Source organism: Serratia inhibens (assembly GCF_003591175.1).
Classification (GTDB): domain Bacteria; phylum Pseudomonadota; class Gammaproteobacteria; order Enterobacterales; family Enterobacteriaceae; genus Serratia; species Serratia inhibens.
This window is the reverse complement of record NZ_QYYG01000002.1, coordinates 307,342-323,959: the sequence shown is the minus strand read 5'-3', so window position 1 is coordinate 323,959 and position 16,618 is coordinate 307,342. Positions and strand designations below refer to the sequence as shown.

The following is a 16,618-nucleotide window of genomic DNA, read 5'->3' as shown; positions in this document are numbered from 1 at the left end:
CAGCTCGGTTCAGCCGGATCGCCACGCAGGTCTCTTTTGAACAAATAAAACGGCTGCATGGCAGCCGCACTATGTTCTGAGTAAGCTGAAATATTCCGCTATGGGCTCCCTTCAGGCCAGAGCTCTCACGGGTTCAATCACCACTTTTCCAGGGGGATTAAGGCTGACAACAAAAAGCCGCCGATGTGACATTCACTTTAGGAAAAGTGGATAACATTTTGAAAAATATATAATTATCAGGCTATGTTTTGGCGCGGTTTTCATGCCACTGACCAACCTATGAACCTTAAGCTTTTTCTTGGCTCATCACCTTGCCTTCAGTCTCGTGGGGAATTGATTTAATAACCAAATCGAAGCGGTAATCAGTGCTTTTTACAAGTTCGAGATCTTTTGGAAAGATTTCTTGGTAAGTTGTAGCATGCAGTGAGTTTGTAGTGCTGTCATATGAAAAATAGGCAGCCCCTTGAATGACCGGAACGTTGGTAGCTTCGTCAAAAATAACTATATCTGCAACGTATTTTTGGCCATCTTTCTTAATTAACCCAACAATTTCATAATCATGACCAGAATGGATACGAACAGGATTGGCTATTGTATACGTTCTAATAAATGCATAGTAAGGTTTATTATTACCCGAGTTATTAATTACTTTAATTGCTAATAACTCAGAGTCTTTAGGTGAAACAACAAACTTAGACAATCCCTGGATGCTTGAAATATCATTCTGCGTCGACTCCCACACTCGGTGTATCTGACCCGACTGAGTATCGTTATAATGTTTCCAGGCATAAACTTTAACCAGCTCTCCAACGTCTACCGATAGAAAATTATCATTTAATCCTGACGGGAGAGTATAGGCTACCTCTCGCTCTTGATAAGAGTAACTCTCACCGGAAAGGTTTTTTTGTTTGTAAAAAACTGCTTCGCTATTTTTTGCACTCATGGCCTATTTCCTTATTTGAGCATTGGTTTGATGGATTGATATTAACCTAAGTAAACTATTTGTCATTTCCTGCCAGAATAGAATATCTGTCTTAAGCGTCAGGGGATCCCTGAGTAATAGAGTTGCGCATGTTTTGATTGTATGGAAAATAAAAGTGTCCATTTTAATTTTATGATGATTTTTAATTTTACGTGTTCTTTATGATTATGCGCTAACATATATAAAAGTAAATAAATCCTTAAGATTAATTATTAATGGTTATTGTTTTTTATTTATTTGCTCGCTGCGAATAGTGGTATCTGACGTCTACGGAACAAGTTCTGCACCTTGCCGGGGCAGCCTGGCGAAAGGGCATTATTGCGTTATTTTTTCACCTTACCGGTGGGGCACAGGTCATCGTCAGTCCGTCTGGTCCTGTTCGGCAAATTGCCGCAACGCGGAAGGGTCGATGACGGTGATGGCGCGATAGCCTATTTCAACCCAGCCTGCCTCGACAAAGCGTTGAAGCGCATTGTTGACCTGTTTCCGGGAGGTATTGGTGATGATGCTGAGATTTTCTTGCGATACGGACATGGGCGCGGTAGTCGACCAGGACATGCGATGCAGCGCGGAGGCGATTCTGGCGCTGACATTCTTTTTCTGCAGGCTGTGCACAATTTTCAGCAGCGAATCGGACGCGATAATCGAAATAACACCGAACGCGCGAATATAGCTCGGATCCGCGAGCGCCATCTGCTCCATGGTTTTCAGCGGGACGTGCATCAACCAGGTTTCACTTTTCACCGCCAACTCTATCCGCCGAGGTTGCCCCGTCATGAAGCAGTCTTCGCCCGTCCACCCACCCGGCACGGCAATGTGGATCAGGCGCGGTGTCGAATCGAGCGGGGCGGTGTTCACGATCACCGTCCCCGCGACAAGCCCATAGATACCGCCTGCGGGGTCGCCAGGACGAAAGATGACTTGCCCCGGTTCGAACTTCAGGAGTTGTGCCTTTTGCAGCAAACCTTCCCTGAAATTTTCGGGCATCTGCGCCAGCCAACCGCGTTCGCAGATGATGCGTTCGGCGTTTGCACGGGTCATGTATTTCACTTTTCTCACCCAACAGTGTCATTTGACACAATTTTATATAAGAAAAATCTGTATTAAAAGTGGCGCGGAGAAAATAGCGATGGATAACAGGGATAAAGCCATCTCCCGGCGTGGCGTTCGCCCGATAGGGGCTGGGGGCTCGTTCGGCAATGCAGGCTTCCGCCTAGACCCCTCCACATTTAAGCCACAGGATGATCAGGTCCTGCAACCTGGTGCAGCCGCGAAAATTACAGGTATAATCCTGCAAATTATTCAACGGATATCAGAAACGAAGATGACAAAACTCACCTTGCAAGAGCAGATGCTAAAAGCGGGTTTAGTGACCAGCAAAAAAGTGGCCAAAGTCCAAAAAACGGCTAAAAAATCACGAGTGCAGGCGCGTGAGGCAAGAGAGGCTGTGGAAGAAAATAAAAAAGCACAGCTTGAACGTGATAAACAGCTAAGCGAGCAGCAAAAACAAGCGGCTTTATCTAAAGAGTATAAAGCTCAGGTGAAGCAGCTGATTGAAATGAACAGAATCGACATTTCAAAAGGCGATATTGGTTTTAACTTCACCGATAATAATTTAATCAAAAAAATCATGGTGGATAAGCTTACCCAAGCTCAGCTGATTAGTGGCCGTCTCGCCATTGCTCGTTTGGTTGTCGATAACGGTAGCCGGAGTGAATACGCGATTATCCCCGCGAGCGTAGCCGATAAAATTGCGCAGCGAGATGCGAACAGTATCGTATTAAACAGTGCGCTTAGTCAGGAAGAGCAGGATGAAGAAGATCCGTATGCCGATTTTAAAGTGCCCGATGATTTGATGTGGTAATTGACGCTTTGCCGAGGCCGGGTTTTACGATTTACCTCATCTGATTAAGCGTTTCCGGATGCGCTTTGGCGCCACGCCGGGGCGTTTTCGCGACGGTATCGTCATAGCGCTTTCGTTTTCAGAACGGGCTGGCATTACGGGCCTTGATCCGCTCTTCGCCAATGGGATGAACGAAGTGCAGCTCACTGGCGTGCAACATCAGCCGCGGAGTCCGTTCGGTGCCTGGCAACAGGCGGCCGCCATACAGATCGCAGCCCAAAATAGGGTGGCCCAACAGCTGGCAATGGATGCGGAGTTGATGAGTGCGCCCGGTTTCCGGGGTTAGCTGTACCCGCGTCAATGGCAGTAACGTCCCGTCTTCCAACTCGTGATAAAAGCGCTCAACGACCCGATAGCTGGAGCGCGCGGGCTTGCCGTGGATGGCGCAAATCGACATCAGCGGGAACAGCGCCGGGTCTTTGGCAATCGCTGCGTCTATCACCCCTTCGTCGTCGTTCAGATGCCCGCAGAGCAGCGCGCTGTACACTTTGGTCACAGTGCGCTGGCTGAATTGTTGGCAGAGGGCGGCATTTATAGCCTTATTGCGGGCGATCACCATCAGCCCGGAAGTACCGAAATCCAGGCGGTGGACCAGGGTGCAGCCAGGGTATATCTGTACCAGCCGATGATGCACCGAATCCAGATTTTGCGGATTTTTCCCCGAGAGGCTGAGCAGCCCGGCGGGTTTATTGATCAGTACCAGGTGATCGTCCTGATAGAGATCCTCGATCTTGTCATGGCACGGCGGGGCAATAAAGGTATCGATAATCCTGGACATCAGGCTACCCGGCTGAAGAGTGGGAGCGGATGATAACGAATTTTAAACCGACTGGCTAATCCACGCTTGCCGATCTTCGCGAACTTTGCTTAGGTTAATCGTCGCCGATACTCTGATGATGGGTTAATCGAATCAGGAGAACGCAAGATGTCTGACCATCCTACAATTGCTCTTATTGGTCCGGGTGCTATCGGGACCACCATCGCCGCGGTACTGCATGAAGTTGGCCGAACGCCAGTTCTTTGCGGGCGAACCGCGCATCCTCAGTTGATTTTACGTCGCGATGAGGAGGAAGTCGTGGTGCCAGGCCCGGTATTGACCGACCCGGCGGCTATCAGCCACCCGTTCGATCTGGTTTTTGTCGCGGTAAAAACCACCCAGGTAGCTGACAGCGCCAACTGGCTGGCCGCGCTGTGCGATGAGCACACCCTAGTATGCGCACTGCAAAATGGCGTCGAGCAGGAAAGCCTGCTGGAACCCTACGTCAACGGCGCAAAGGTGCTGCCTTCGGTAGTGTGGTTCCCGGCACAGCGCGAGCCGGATGCCTCGGTCTGGCTGCGTGCCAAACCGCGCCTTACGCTGCCGGATGTACCCGAAGCAAAAGCAATAGCCGATGTGCTCAAAGGCACAGGCTGCGCGGTTGAGCTGTCAACCGACTTTATCTCCATCGCCTGGCGCAAACTGCTGCAGAATGCGGTCGCCGGTTTGATGGTGCTGGCTAATCGCCGTGCCGGGATGTTCGCGCGCGGGGATATCACTGGGCTGGCTCTGGCTTATTTGCGCGAGTGTCTGACCGTAGCGCGTACAAAGGGGGCGTTACTGAGCGATAAGGTTCCGCAGGAGATCCTTGACGGTTTTCATCGTGCCCCTGCGGATTTAGGCACCTCGATTCTCGCCGACCGCCAGGCCAACCGCCCACTGGAGTGGGATATCCGCAACGGCGTGGTACAGCGTTATGGGCACTCACTGGGTATTCCTACGCCCATCAGCGATGTGTTGGTACCGCTGTTGGCGGCAGGCAGTGAGGGGCCGGGGTGAAACCGTTAACGGCAGGGGATTTGTAAGGCAGCGACGGCCGGAATCGCCGCAAGTGTGCTCGATAAATCCAGTCCATTAAAACGACTGAAACAGTGCCCGTCTGTAAGATGCGCCGGTATATGTGCATTTCGTTTTCGATGGTGTTGCCGTGGGCAGTTTCGTGCCGGAAGCGGACGTTGCAAACCTCTCCGGGTTTAAATCAATGGGGGGCGGGTTACTTATCTTGAGCCTGTAATACGCGATATCTAAACTTCTTATAAAACCGCTAAAGGAGATGAGAGCACCTATGCGAACCCCTGATTATCCTTCCGGAGACGCCGAAAAATGGGCACAGGTCGATGCCTGGTTTACTGAAAAGCTTGCGCCTGAAGGGCCCGATTTAAAATACACTCTTGCCAATAACGCAGATCATGGATTGCCCGCACACGATGTTTCCGCCTTACAAGGCAAGATGCTGGCGCTTTTCATCAAAATGACACGCGCCTCCCGCGTTCTTGAAATAGGAACGCTCGGAGGTTACAGCACGATCTGGATGGCTAAAGCTTTACCGCACTATGGGAGCGTAACGACCATTGAGTTTAATGAACATCATGCAAAGGTTGCCCGCCAAAATATAGACAATGCAGGACTGACTGAACGTGTTGAGCTTCATACTGGTGCCGCCCTTGATGTGTTACCCATGCTTAAAGCACCCTTTGACCTTATTTTTATTGATGCCGATAAAGCTAATAACCCTCGCTATCTGGAGTGGGCAATAAAGTTGTCGAAGCAAGGTACTGTAATCATAGGTGATAATACGGTTCGTGGCGGAGGAGTGATTGATTCTGAGACTCAGGATCCTAACGTGCAGGGACTAAGACATTTTATTCAGATGATTTCAGAAGACGAACGGCTTGAGGCTACGGCAATACAGACTGTCGGTGAGAAGGGATGGGATGGTTTTGTCATGGCTATAGTTAACTGTCCATCCTGCTAAAACTGAACCAAGTTGCCGCCAGACGGTTTTTTACCCCCTGTGCCGGGCTACTTGCGTAGCCGGCATGACGTTGTCGGAATCAAAAATATTAATTGGTGAGGAAGTGAAAGCCTAAAGCATGGCGTTGATAAAGCATCATCCTTGGTCAAGTTAACTATCCAAATGTGGTTGCAGTAAGGCTTCGAACCACGAATGAAAAACAGCCAGGCGTCGGGAACGTTGGCGACGATGCGGATAAATAAGAGATATCGGCATTGGGGCGGCGCGATAGTCTGACATGACCTCAATCAGTTCCCCTGAGTTCAGAAGGTGCTGAACATCGAAGCGGGGGATCTGTATCAGCCCAAGGCCAGCCAGGCAGCAAGCGATATAACTTTCAGCATTGTTCACTGCAACCTGGCTGGGTATATGGAGACTATGTGTGTGGCCATTATTTGACTCATATTCCCATGGTAACTCTTTACCGGTTTTGGATGAGGTGTAACCGATGGCCCAATGCCCTTGGGTGAGATCGCTCGGTTGGGATGGTAGCCCGTTTTCACTGAGATAAGCAGGGCTGGCGCAATTGATCAGAGCGATATGGCCGAGAGCGCGGACGACCAAACTGCTGTCGTGCAACGCGCCCACACGGATGGCGCAATCCACACCTTCCTGCACCAAATCGATAGCCCTGTCCGCCGATCCGAGAACCAGCTGTAATTGCGGGTGGCGACGCAATAATCCTGGCAGCGCCGGGGCAATCAATCGGCGAGCAATGCGGCTTGGGACATCAATAGTCAGCTTGCCGGAAACCTGGCATTGGCTGAGCTGAAATGACTGGTCGATGTCTTCCACTTCGGCCAGCAAGGGGCGCAGGCGTTCGAGCAACTGTTCGCCGTCGGCCGTCAGTCGCACCTGACGAGTTGTACGGTGTAGTAGCCTTACGCCCAGCTGCGATTCTAATTGCTGGATGGCGGCGGAAACCGAGGCGCGCGGTATATCGAGTGCATTGGCGGCTCGGACAAAGCTTCCCATTTCTGCTACCTGCACGAATACGCGATATTGGTTGAACCTGTCCATCTTTATATCTCGTTGTTATTTTTTGGAAAATGCAAATTCGCTATTTTCTATCAGTCTCTGGGAGGGGCGGGATTTGCAGAATATAACTCATCCTTTTTTCAGTATGAAATTCAGCTAGTGCGGTGCCGCTAACCTGCGAATCCGCCTGCATCGAGAAAGACCTGCTCTTGTGCTGTGGTTTCGCGTAGCAGCAGTCGATTACGATGCGGAAAACGCCCAAAACGTCGAATAATATCGCGGTGTCCTTCAGCATGGGAGCGTTCAACCGCGCCCAACTGAGCGTTTAGCGTGACAGAAAGATCCTGATCAGCCAGCGTTTCAGAGTGGGCAAACGGAAGGCAAAAGAACAGGCGCAGAGCAGGTTCGACAGTATTCATATATCCCTTCTTGATGGCTATGAGTGCAAAATGCCGCGCCAGTCCATCCGTCGCATACATGTGGCTGGTATTACGAAAGGCATTTCGAGGAAACTGATCGAGTAAAATCACCAGTGCCAGCGCGCCTTCAGGTGTGTTTACCCAATCGTCATGTTCACGTCTGGCCGCAGCCAAATGCAGGGCCCAAAAGCGTTCGCGGAAATTTCCGTCAAAAGCCGGGTCTTTGTTAAACCACTGGCTGGGGCCGACTTGCCGCCAAAACGTCACGACATCACTCGCTCGTTGTACCACTTTGGCGGGGACATTGTTGTGCTGACATAACGTTGTCGGCATAGGGACTAATCCTTCTTCGCTTTAATTACCGCATTGCCCTGAATCATCGATTTACCGGCATAAATGCCACCAGAGATTTCCATGGCCAGGCGATCGGTATCTTTACGACGTAATTCAGCCACCAAATCGGCTGCATCCTCAGGCGAAGAACCCAGTGTCAGCAGAGCCTCGTGCCCAAAAGCCATGGCGGATTCGAAAGTAACCCGGACCTGGTAATCCACATTCGCCTTGATTAATTCAATCGCATGTTCTCGATCATGTGCGCGCGCCAGTACCCGGGCGTGAGGGAAATGCGTTTTGGCATGCTCGACAATCATCGTGGTTGCCCGAGGATCGTCGATGCATATCAGAATGGCCCGGGCGTGATGGGCTCCGGCGGCATGCAGGACATCCGCGCGCTCGCCATCACCATAGTACACTTTGAAACCGAATTCCTCTGCGTCGCGCGCGACCTGCGGTTGGCGATCAATGATGGCAATATCCGCGCCCATGGCCAGTACATGTTGGCTCACGATCTGCCCAAAACGGCCGAACCCGATGATGAGGACCGAGTTGGATAATGACTCCGGCCGTTGGGCTCCTGCCAATGAGTCGCCGGGAACGGCGCGCCAACGTCGATGCAGAAGTACTGCAAGCGGTGTCAGGGCCATCGACAGTACGACGATGGCGGTCATGTTGGCATTGACCTCTGTGGGTAATGCGCGGTTGGCCAATGCAGCGGCGAAGAGCACAAAGGCGAATTCTCCCCCCTGAGCCATCAGCACGGCGCGCTCCAGCGCGTCGGCATGTGAACTCTTCGTCAGTCGCGCCACGCCATAAATGCACAGACCTTTAATCAACATCATCGCCAGAACGCCTGAGATAATGAGGGGCCAATTACGCGCGACGACCGCCAGATCCAATGACATCCCGACACCGAGAAAGAACAGCCCCAACAGCAGACCCCGGAAGGGATCAATATCGGCCTCTAACTGATGACGAAAGGTGGATTCAGACAGCAGTACACCGGCCAGAAATGCGCCCATGGCCATGGACAAACCGCCTAACTGCATGAGCAGCGCCGCGCCGAGCACAACCAATAATGCGGCGGCAGTCATCACTTCCCGTGCTTTGGCATTGGCCAATATACGAAACAGCGGATTCAACAGCCAGATGCCGGCGGCGAACAGAGTGGCCAGCGCGCCTGCAGCGATAGCGATGTTCATCCAGATTGTGTTGGGCGGCGATGAGGATGAGCCGGCCGGCGCGAGGAATGCGACCAACGCCAGCAGGGGCACGATCAGCAGGTCCTCGAACAGCAGTACAGCGACAATTTTTTGTCCGCGAGGCGTAGCGCTATCACCGCGTTCCCCCAAAAGCTGCATAACGATCGCGGTAGACGTGAGGACGAAGCCCATCCCGCAGATGAAGGAGACGGCCAATGAAAAACCGAAGATGAGTCCTATGCCGCTAAGCAGCAAGCCGCAAGTCAGTACTTGCAGGCTACCCAGGCCAAAAATGTCACGCCGCATGTTCCATAAATGGGACGGGCGCATTTCCAGGCCAATGATAAAGAGAAACATCACGACGCCAAGTTCAGCCGTATGCAGGATCGTTTGGGGATCATTAAAAAGGCCCAGCCCGAAGGGGCCGATAACCAGGCCTGCAGCCAGGTAGCCGAGCACGGAACCCAGGCCCAGACGTTTGAATAAGGGTACGGCCACTACGGCTGCACCAAGCAATGTTACGACCTGGAGCAGATCGCCGGCGCTGCCGTTTGCTAACGCTTCAGACACGGGAATACTGCCAGAATGCAATGCCGGCCACGATAGCGGGCACGGCAAAAACCAGCAACAAGATGGGCAACTCCGCGCGCAGGCTGTAGCCTGCGTGCACAACCCCCACCCACATATTGATCACCGATATTGCCAACCAGGCTGGCACGAAGCATTTGGCTGCCAGCGCCATACCTGCGGCGCTGGCTCCCCAAAGCCAGCCGAACAGGACAAATATGCCTAAAAGAAGCAGGCCACCACCAATAACCATGAGTACATGCATTCCATTTTCTCCTTTCTCATTTACGGGGTTCAAACCCAACGGACCGTTCGTTGTGCCTATTCATGGCTTAACGTTCGTCGAGTGCTTCCAGTACCAATTCGGCGGTGATTGCGCTGCTGTATTGTTGCTGGCCTGTGATTAGCCGGCCGTCGCGAATAGCGAAGGGTTCGTTGGCCGCACGGCGCAGGAATTGGGTGTTCGGTAGCGCGGCGGCTTCGCTCTCGATCGTATATTCGTTGAGCGTCATGCCGAAGGTTCGGTTGATTTGCTCTTCTTCCTCATTGGTAAAACCCGTCCACTTTTTGCCCTCGGCCAGCAGCCGTCCATTGGACAGGCGTGTCCACAGCAGTAGCGCAGAACCGTGGCAGATCAGTGTGACGATCTTGCCCTTCTCGTAGAAATCGGCGATCAGCTTGTGTAACGCCTGGTCATCCTTGAAAGTCAGCAGCGGGCCGCCGCCGCCGGCGACCCAGACTGCATCGTAATCGGCGACATTCAGGGTGCTGATGGGCAGTGTGTTCTTCAGCATCTCCCCGAACGTGGCGTGGTGCACGAAACCCAGGCTGATGAGATCGTTGGCATAGGCACCGTCTGGCGTACGTGGGTCGCTGTGTATATCGAACATCACCTCGCCGCCTTTTGGAGAGGCAAGATCCACTCGATGACCGGCTTCGATGAACATAAGGAAGGCGCGGGTCATCTCTTCAGCGAAGAAACCGACCGGGAAGCCTTTGAGTTGAGCGGTGTTGGAGACGATAGAAAGAATGCGGCTCGGTGTGTGCTTCTTGCCCAAGCGGGTTTCGACTTTCAGATCGGATATCGACATGATGATCCCTTTGGGTGGGTTTAACGGCGGTGGCGGTCATTATCTAAATAAACGGTCATCCGCAACGTTAATGCGGTGACCGTCGGTATAGCTGAGATTATTTAGTGGTGTAACCACCGTTGATGAGAATGGTTTGACCAGTGATCCACCACCCGTCGCTCACCAGATGGCGAATGAAAGGCACCACGTCTTCGATATCGGTCAGGCCGGTTTGGCTGAAAGGCGAAAGCGCTGCTGCGGTTTTGTGATACGCCACAGCATCGGCACCTTCTGCAGGGTAAAAGAAGGGCGTATCCATTGGACCTGGTCCCACTGCGGTCACCGAAATACCGCGTTCGCCGAACTCCTTGGAGGCCGCCCGGGTGAAATGCTCTACCGGGGCTTTGGTGCCTGCGTAGGCGGCGTAGAAGGGGGTATAAGCGCCAAGGAGCGAGGTGACTATCGTACAGATTTTACCGTTGTCGTTGAGGTTTTTACCCGCCTCTTTGAGGAAAAAGAAAGCGGTTTTTGAGTTGACCGATGTCATCTCGTCGTATTCTGTTTCGCTGATCTCTGCCATTGGCTTTTTGAGCACTTTGCCGACGGTGTTGATAGCGATATCCGGTTTACCAATGGCGGCGATGGTATCGGCAAAGAGTTTCTCGACGGCATCCGCGGTCGTCAGATCGGCCTGCAATGCCACCGCCCGCGCGCCAGCGGCTTCGATAGCGGCCAGGGTTTCATCGGCATCCGCTTTTGAGGATGCGCTGTTATAGTGAATGGCAATGGCCTTCGCGCCTTGAGCGGCCAAATCGCGGGCGATCAAACCGCCGAGGTTTTTGGCGCCGCCAGCAATGAGGACGGTTTTGCCTTTGATAGAATGGTCTGCCATGAAACTCTCCTTGGATAGGTATTAGAAAGTTGAGTCTAGACTTTCCTATTGCAAAGATAAGTAGTGATAATCTGAATAAACAATCCAGAAAAACGAACCAATCCCTAAGGAATTCATTTCATTCTCAGTGTTTCTTCATGACAGTTTTAATGTTTACAAGATGATGCTGGGTTTTTATGTACCTGAAATACAATAATAAAGATGGATTTATTAAGTATCTTTACGAGGGCTAATAACTAAAGTCAGTTTTGCCTTCAGGTTTTTATTAGGGATCTGGACTTTTCCAATTCATTGACTACAGTTCCGAATGGACAAGTGGAAACTATAAAACAGAGTTGATTGGTTTATCTTTAACAGCAATTATCCATAGATCAATACCCTTTGGGGTAGGGATATGATAAATAAAATCAGTCCATTAGCTATATATACAAACATTGCGCTATGTCAGACTAATGCTTATCTGGCTTGTTATCGGAAAACTATCAGGGCAACGGGGTAAGGGGGGCTTCAGTGGCGATTCTGATGAGGGTTATTCCCTGAGACGCTGCCGGAGTAAGGGCAAGTGAAGTAAAGTGGACGCTTCTCAATGCATCATCAATAACGATGATGCCTTATCTTGATTATCACTCGTTTTCGGGTTCACCGAAAAGGAGACGGTAAAGGAAATGTATACTATGAATTATCCCTTGGGTTTTGGTCTGGCACTGTTAACACTGTCTGTTTCTTCTTTTGCCTTCGCGCAGGAGGAGCCCAGTTTTGACTGTGCAAAAGCAAGGACGCATGTCGAAAAAGTGCTTTGTTCTGGCGGTAACTCTGGAATGGGGGATTTAGACAACACCATGGCCAACCTTTATAAGGCAGTCAGTCAATCACCCGGTGTCGATGTCGTTGCATTGAAAACGAGTCAGCAGGCCTGGCTTGCGAAACGAAATAAATGCAAAGGTTCGGACGATAAAGTGGCGAGTTGTCTCTACGATAGCTATCGGGCCCGCTATATCGAGCTCAGTGCCAGTTATGATCACCAACACCTGACGGGGATTTTCTCTAATAAGTCAGGCTTTATCGACAGCGTGTTATTCCCCGACGGAAAACTGGCCGTTAACATAGCCACAGATGTAGGTGAGCCTTCCTATGATTCTTGCTCGGTGACTTTTGTTGCGCCACTGAAAGGTGCGTCCGTTCAGCATACGTTTACTGCTGAAGAGACCGGGGGGGATGAGAAATGTACCGTAAACATGAATGTCACAGGCTCTCAAATAAACGTCTCTTCTGCAGGGTGCCGAGCTTTCTGCGGAAATTCCGCATCTTTTGATGGTACGTATAAAAAATAAGAAAGGTATCGCATTTATCAATGTCACTGCGATTACTTACCGGTTTAGCCATTATTATTATTTGATTTATATCGCAATCGCTTTATTTGGTGCCGGTGATGTTCCTGAGGATATATGGAGTATCAATGGTATGCGGTGAAGGCTTACATTTGACGATGATTGCTGTGGCTACGGCATTTCCAATATAAATGGCCACTGTGGTTGTGAAAGGGATACAACCACAGTGTTATAGTTAATGGATTAATCATGTATTGAGTATAACCGTGTAATGATATCGTTTCTTATTTTATAGTGGTGGTTGTCTGCCCTATTGATAAAATCAACAGGTACACCAAGTGAGTTTAAATTAAATTTCAAGGTATGCATTACTTGACAAAGGCGAGCGCTTGATGATTGCAAACCATATGTGTCCCACACATTGAAAAGCAAATCGTCGATTTTTATCAGGTCGCCTTCGCAACTGTTTAGCAGGTGTTTTAGTAATCTGGATAATGTTTTTCTCATGTAAATGCATGAGATTTTTTTTGTTCCTTTATCCACTGGAATGCATATTAATCTATCATTTTTAAAATCAAAAAAAACATTATCCGTTATGAGGCATAGATGTATTGTTAGCTTGGGCGATTTATGGTTTGTTTCATTTTTTATATTTCTTCCATATCCTGTGAGCTCATCTTTTCTTTTCATGGATTAACCCTCTAGAATGGCTAAATATATAAATAACTCTAATCATTTTGTGTTTGTTATTTATTTTTTCTTTTAAATGGCTTGGTGCGTCCATTGGTTTTTATACAGGTGAAAGATGTTTTATTTCTTTTGATGTGGAGTTTTGAAGAAATTAATAGGGTACTCAGCTGGCACTAGTTCTCCTCTTATGTCTATCAGAAGATTAAGTCTAGACACTTACTCCCGAAAAATAAGCCCCGAAACGCTGAATAGACTATCCAGAAAATCTATCCAATATATTCTATGTGATTTTAGTGGACTCATAGTTCACAAGTGGAGTTTGTTTTATTGGCTCGTTGAAGGTGATTCTGTATGAGACTTTTAAGCGATGAGGATCAATATTTGTGCAAGTATTCCGCTTAAATGAACCGGAAACGTTGAAGGTTTTTCAGAAGGTTTAAGACTGCGGATTATCGTGTCGTTAAGCGACATTTGGAGATCATTCCATAATCGAACCGACATGACCTCACAGCGGACCACCAATCCCCCCGATGCGGAGGGAAAACAGAAGATACACCAGGATGAGATTACAGCTTAATGGGGTGCGATAAGACCGCAGAATAGCAAAAAACCCGCTTAAGTTTCCTTAAGCGGGCTTCTCTAATATGGCTCCTCTGACTGGACTCGAACCAGTGACATACGGATTAACAGTCCGCCGTTCTACCGACTGAACTACAGAGGAATCGTGTGAACGGGGCGCATCATATCCAGCCACCCAGAGTGTGTCAACGCTAAATTCGTCGATTCGGTTCGACTGCTCAGTATGCGAGCAATACGCGGTCGGTTATGGTGTTTCTGCGCCGCTTTCGGCTTGCCAACGCTGTAAGCGCGCCAAGGTATCTTGTTTATAGAAACGGCAAAAATGCTGATATAACACCGGAAAACGCTGGGCCAGCAGTTCGGGCGCGCTGAAAAAATACTCCGACAGCACGGCAAAACACTCGGCCGGATCGGTGGCGGCATAGGCGTCCATACTGGCGGCCTCTTCGCCGACCATGTCGATCTCGTCTTGCAGGTTTTCCATTGCGGCGTGCAGATCATGCTCCCAGGCGGCAATATCGCGCAGCGGGATCGGCGGTATCCCGGTGGCGCTGCCGCCGTTGCGCATATCCAGCTTGTGCACTGCCTCGTGGATCACCAGGTTAAAGCCGGAGAGATCGAAAGAATCCTGCACGTCCTGCCAGTTGAGCACAATCGGCCCCTGTTCCCAGCTCTGTCCGGACTGCACCACCGGTCCGGTATGCACCAGGCCGATGTCGTCCTGCCATTCATCCTCCACCACGAACGGCGAAGGGTAGAGCAGGATCTCATTGAAGCCGTCCAGGCATTCCGCCCCCAACTCGAGCACCGGCAGGGCGAACAGCAGGGCGATACGCGCCTGCATTTGCGACGTGAGCTCAAGCCCCTGCAGCGGGACGATGCGCTTTTGCTGCAAAATCTGCCCGGCAACGACGATCAGGCGCTGTTGTTCCTGCTCATCCAGCGGAGAGAGCAGGGGGATTGCCAGCGCGTCCTGCCACTGGGCAAGCGTTTCCGCTTGTGGTTGTTGCGTTTTCCACGGCCATTTAATCATCGCGTTGCTCGTAAAGTGGTCACTTGAACGTTCGGCTGGAGGCTAACTCTGTAAAAATGCCGCAAAAAGGGGCATGATGACAAGCACTATCAGGAGAGATGCCGGAGCGGCTGAACGGACCAGTCTCGAAAACTGGAGTAGGGGCAACTCTACCGGGGGTTCAAATCCCCCTCTCTCCGCCATTATTCAATCACTTACAGCAGATTTTATCTGTGATCCACGCCTCACATACCCCATTGTGAAAATATAACTACCGTGAACAACCTTTCTCTGATCCCCGGCCTTATCGGCTTATCGGCTTAACGCCTTATGACTTCATTTGGCTTGAACAAAACCGCTTCTTTTTATCCTGAATGAAAATGTCCAGGCGATGACAAGGAAGGCGCACTGGAACAGAAAAAAGGGGGCGAGCCATTGGTTATTGAGATAAACGTAATAGCCGTTGTGGATGACGTCAACGGTGATGAGGGCCAATGTGGCCGGCAGCCCAACCTTTGGGTTGACGATCAGAAAATACGCCACCAGCGGATCCAGCAGGGTCAGGCTACCCCAAAAAAGGCGGCTGGCCAGGAGAGCCTGCTCACCGTAACCATAGTCCCAGAGAAAACCGAACTTCACGCCGGCGATAACATGATTGATAGTCGCCATGATTAAGCACAGTGCCAGAAAGCACCGCATTAAGGTGGCGTTTAGCATGGGTTTGATGTTCTTGATGTGTTAACTCTTTTCATTGAGCCTCCTTGGCTTTCGGTCATCAGCGCCGTCATTCGACATTCTCTGAGGTATACAGAATAAAATCGACCTTGCCGTCTGCGTAAGTAGGGGGCTGGATGCCCTGTTCGAGGTGCCGTAACATCAGGTCGATCGCCAGTTGGGCGTGCTGGCGGGTATTCTGGTCCAACGTTAACGCCAGCCCACCTTTTGCCAATTGCTCGCGCGTCGTGGCATAACGTTCATGGGTGATCCAGCAACACTCCCCGTAGCGGCGATGACGCGCCAACGCTTCGCCGACCTGCGTGTTCCCCAAACCGGTATTGTAAATGCCTGCCAGGTTGCCGTTTTGGCTGAGCGACTTTTCCAGCAGGCGCGTGATCGTTGCGCGATCTTCTTGCCCAGCCAAGGGCTCACGCAGCTGCAATTGCGGAAAGTGTTGCGCCAGCACCTCACGGAATCCCTGAATACGCAAGCGGTGGGCACTGTAATCCGTGCGCCCGCTGAGTATCAACACTTCTCCAGTCCGTTGCACCATACGGCCCATCATCATCCCGGCAGTGCGCCCCGCTTGTAACTGGTTTATTCCGACATGGCACAATCGGGCGGCACCGGGAAGATCGGTGGCTAAGGTAATCACGGGAATATTTCTTTCCCGGCATCGCTCCAGTGCATCGTATATCACCGGATGTTCATTGCCGAAGACGATCAGCGCGTGCCTTTTTTTACTGCCGTTGACGATGAGTTGCGCCAGTTTTTCCGGCCGGGACTCCGGGACAAAGGTTCGATGCAGCGTCAGGCGGCGATAGCCCAGTACATCGGCAACGTGCGCAAAATCCTGCGCCAGTTGCTGAAAAAAGAAGGAGTCATTGGCGCTGAGGAAAACTTCGATTTGCCACGGGAAACGATGCTCCTCCGGTAGAATTCGCCGCAGCCCGGCCTCACGCGCAGCCTGAAGCACTTTACGGGTCGTCGCCGGAGATACGCCCCCTCGCTCGTTTAATACACGATCCACAGTGGCGACGCCCACGCCAATCTGCTTAGCCAGCGTTTCAAGCGAAATGCTCTTCATCGTCTCTCTCTGAATGATGGATATC

16 protein-coding genes and 2 tRNA genes are annotated in these 16,618 nt (G+C 50.9%); 5 read left to right on the top strand and 13 right to left on the bottom strand.

The genetic code is table 11. The features are described from left to right. Nucleotides 1–286: 286 nt before the first annotated feature. Nucleotides 287–943: a beta/gamma crystallin domain-containing protein gene (locus D4100_RS10585; RefSeq protein ID WP_119804297.1), complete on the bottom strand. Its 657-nt coding sequence runs from the start codon at nt 941–943 to the stop codon at nt 287–289. Nucleotides 944–1,342: 399 nt separating this feature from the next. Then, nucleotides 1,343–2,023 (bottom strand): Crp/Fnr family transcriptional regulator, encoded by a 681-nt coding sequence (locus D4100_RS10580; protein ID WP_006319341.1) that lies wholly within the window; start codon nt 2,021–2,023, stop codon nt 1,343–1,345. Nucleotides 2,024–2,306: 283 nt separating this feature from the next. Here D4100_RS10580 and D4100_RS10575 point away from each other — a divergent pair, with 283 nt between their 5' ends. Next, the gene (locus D4100_RS10575; RefSeq protein WP_119804501.1) at nt 2,307–2,846 is read left to right on the top strand and encodes a DUF2058 domain-containing protein; all 540 of its coding nucleotides are present in this window, start codon (nt 2,307–2,309) and stop codon (nt 2,844–2,846) included. A gap of 118 nt (nt 2,847–2,964) precedes the next feature. Here the strand turns inward: D4100_RS10575 and D4100_RS10570 are convergent, their stop codons facing one another. Continuing rightward, on the bottom strand, nt 2,965–3,663 hold the full coding sequence (locus D4100_RS10570) for an RluA family pseudouridine synthase (RefSeq protein ID WP_006319338.1): 699 nt from the start codon (nt 3,661–3,663) through the stop codon (nt 2,965–2,967). Nucleotides 3,664–3,810: 147 nt separating this feature from the next. Between D4100_RS10570 and D4100_RS10565 the strand changes: the two genes are divergently transcribed. Together D4100_RS10565 and D4100_RS10560 are read left to right on the top strand one after the other, a co-directional pair. Further along, the gene (locus D4100_RS10565) at nt 3,811–4,701 is read left to right on the top strand and encodes an oxidoreductase (RefSeq protein WP_119804296.1); all 891 of its coding nucleotides are present in this window, start codon (nt 3,811–3,813) and stop codon (nt 4,699–4,701) included. 286 nt (nt 4,702–4,987) lie between these two features. After that, complete coding sequence (locus D4100_RS10560; RefSeq protein WP_119804295.1) at nt 4,988–5,677, top strand: O-methyltransferase; 690 nt, start codon at nt 4,988–4,990, stop codon at nt 5,675–5,677. A gap of 150 nt (nt 5,678–5,827) precedes the next feature. Here the strand turns inward: D4100_RS10560 and D4100_RS10555 are convergent, their stop codons facing one another. The 6 genes from D4100_RS10555 to D4100_RS10530 form a co-directional block, all read right to left on the bottom strand. After that, on the bottom strand, nt 5,828–6,736 hold the full coding sequence (locus D4100_RS10555; protein ID WP_006319332.1) for a LysR family transcriptional regulator: 909 nt from the start codon (nt 6,734–6,736) through the stop codon (nt 5,828–5,830). 128 nt (nt 6,737–6,864) lie between these two features. Continuing rightward, the gene (locus tag D4100_RS10550) at nt 6,865–7,446 is read right to left on the bottom strand and encodes a DUF924 family protein (protein ID WP_119804294.1); all 582 of its coding nucleotides are present in this window, start codon (nt 7,444–7,446) and stop codon (nt 6,865–6,867) included. Nucleotides 7,447–7,451: 5 nt separating this feature from the next. Further along, a complete protein-coding gene (locus D4100_RS10545; protein ID WP_119804293.1) occupies nt 7,452–9,221 on the bottom strand; it encodes a monovalent cation:proton antiporter-2 (CPA2) family protein in 1,770 nt (589 codons plus the stop codon). Further along, a complete protein-coding gene (locus D4100_RS10540) occupies nt 9,214–9,483 on the bottom strand; it encodes a hypothetical protein (protein ID WP_006319326.1) in 270 nt (89 codons plus the stop codon). The genes D4100_RS10545 and D4100_RS10540 overlap by 8 nt, the downstream gene beginning before the upstream one ends. Before the next feature lie 67 nt (nt 9,484–9,550). Beyond that, on the bottom strand, nt 9,551–10,309 hold the full coding sequence (locus D4100_RS10535) for a type 1 glutamine amidotransferase domain-containing protein (RefSeq protein ID WP_006319324.1): 759 nt from the start codon (nt 10,307–10,309) through the stop codon (nt 9,551–9,553). 97 nt (nt 10,310–10,406) lie between these two features. Further along, entirely contained in the window at nt 10,407–11,180 is a 774-nt protein-coding gene (locus tag D4100_RS10530) for an SDR family oxidoreductase (RefSeq protein WP_119804292.1), read from the bottom strand. Between the two features lie 674 nt (nt 11,181–11,854). On the opposite strand from D4100_RS10530, the gene D4100_RS10525 reads away from it, so the two are divergent. After that, on the top strand, nt 11,855–12,511 hold the full coding sequence (locus D4100_RS10525) for a lysozyme inhibitor LprI family protein (RefSeq protein WP_006319320.1): 657 nt from the start codon (nt 11,855–11,857) through the stop codon (nt 12,509–12,511). A 1,332-nt stretch (nt 12,512–13,843) separates the two neighbouring features. On the opposite strand, the gene D4100_RS10520 is transcribed toward D4100_RS10525, so the two are convergent. Beyond that, nucleotides 13,844–13,919: transfer RNA gene (locus D4100_RS10520), tRNA-Asn, on the bottom strand. Nucleotides 13,920–14,021: 102 nt separating this feature from the next. After that, complete coding sequence (gene mtfA, locus D4100_RS10515) at nt 14,022–14,810, bottom strand: DgsA anti-repressor MtfA (RefSeq protein WP_006319318.1); 789 nt, start codon at nt 14,808–14,810, stop codon at nt 14,022–14,024. Between the two features lie 92 nt (nt 14,811–14,902). On the opposite strand from mtfA, the gene D4100_RS10510 reads away from it, so the two are divergent. After that, nucleotides 14,903–14,992 (top strand) — tRNA-Ser (locus tag D4100_RS10510). Nucleotides 14,993–15,125: 133 nt separating this feature from the next. On the opposite strand, the gene D4100_RS10505 is transcribed toward D4100_RS10510, so the two are convergent. Together D4100_RS10505 and D4100_RS10500 are read right to left on the bottom strand one after the other, a co-directional pair. Continuing rightward, a complete protein-coding gene (locus tag D4100_RS10505) occupies nt 15,126–15,458 on the bottom strand; it encodes a hypothetical protein (protein WP_244941658.1) in 333 nt (110 codons plus the stop codon). 115 nt (nt 15,459–15,573) lie between these two features. Next, a complete protein-coding gene (locus tag D4100_RS10500) occupies nt 15,574–16,593 on the bottom strand; it encodes a LacI family DNA-binding transcriptional regulator (RefSeq protein WP_006319313.1) in 1,020 nt (339 codons plus the stop codon). Between the last annotated feature and the right edge of the window lie 25 nt (nt 16,594–16,618).

Excerpts from the sequence above, each read along its gene's own strand:
- D4100_RS10585 (WP_119804297.1), bottom strand. The coding sequence starts at position 943 with ATGAGTGCAAAAAATAGCGAAGCAGTTTTTTACAAACAAAAAAACCTT.
- D4100_RS10580 (WP_006319341.1), bottom strand. The coding sequence starts at position 2,023 with ATGACCCGTGCAAACGCCGAACGCATCATCTGCGAACGCGGTTGGCTG.
- D4100_RS10575 (WP_119804501.1), top strand. The coding sequence starts at position 2,307 with ATGACAAAACTCACCTTGCAAGAGCAGATGCTAAAAGCGGGTTTAGTG.
- D4100_RS10570 (WP_006319338.1), bottom strand. The coding sequence starts at position 3,663 with ATGTCCAGGATTATCGATACCTTTATTGCCCCGCCGTGCCATGACAAG.
- D4100_RS10565 (WP_119804296.1), top strand. The coding sequence starts at position 3,811 with ATGTCTGACCATCCTACAATTGCTCTTATTGGTCCGGGTGCTATCGGG.
- D4100_RS10560 (WP_119804295.1), top strand. The coding sequence starts at position 4,988 with ATGCGAACCCCTGATTATCCTTCCGGAGACGCCGAAAAATGGGCACAG.
- D4100_RS10555 (WP_006319332.1), bottom strand. The coding sequence starts at position 6,736 with ATGGACAGGTTCAACCAATATCGCGTATTCGTGCAGGTAGCAGAAATG.
- D4100_RS10550 (WP_119804294.1), bottom strand. The coding sequence starts at position 7,446 with ATGCCGACAACGTTATGTCAGCACAACAATGTCCCCGCCAAAGTGGTA.
- D4100_RS10540 (WP_006319326.1), bottom strand. The coding sequence starts at position 9,483 with ATGCATGTACTCATGGTTATTGGTGGTGGCCTGCTTCTTTTAGGCATA.
- D4100_RS10535 (WP_006319324.1), bottom strand. The coding sequence starts at position 10,309 with ATGTCGATATCCGATCTGAAAGTCGAAACCCGCTTGGGCAAGAAGCAC.
- D4100_RS10530 (WP_119804292.1), bottom strand. The coding sequence starts at position 11,180 with ATGGCAGACCATTCTATCAAAGGCAAAACCGTCCTCATTGCTGGCGGC.
- D4100_RS10525 (WP_006319320.1), top strand. The coding sequence starts at position 11,855 with ATGAATTATCCCTTGGGTTTTGGTCTGGCACTGTTAACACTGTCTGTT.
- mtfA (WP_006319318.1), bottom strand. The coding sequence starts at position 14,810 with ATGATTAAATGGCCGTGGAAAACGCAACAACCACAAGCGGAAACGCTT.
- D4100_RS10505 (WP_244941658.1), bottom strand. The coding sequence starts at position 15,458 with ATGGCGACTATCAATCATGTTATCGCCGGCGTGAAGTTCGGTTTTCTC.
- D4100_RS10500 (WP_006319313.1), bottom strand. The coding sequence starts at position 16,593 with ATGAAGAGCATTTCGCTTGAAACGCTGGCTAAGCAGATTGGCGTGGGC.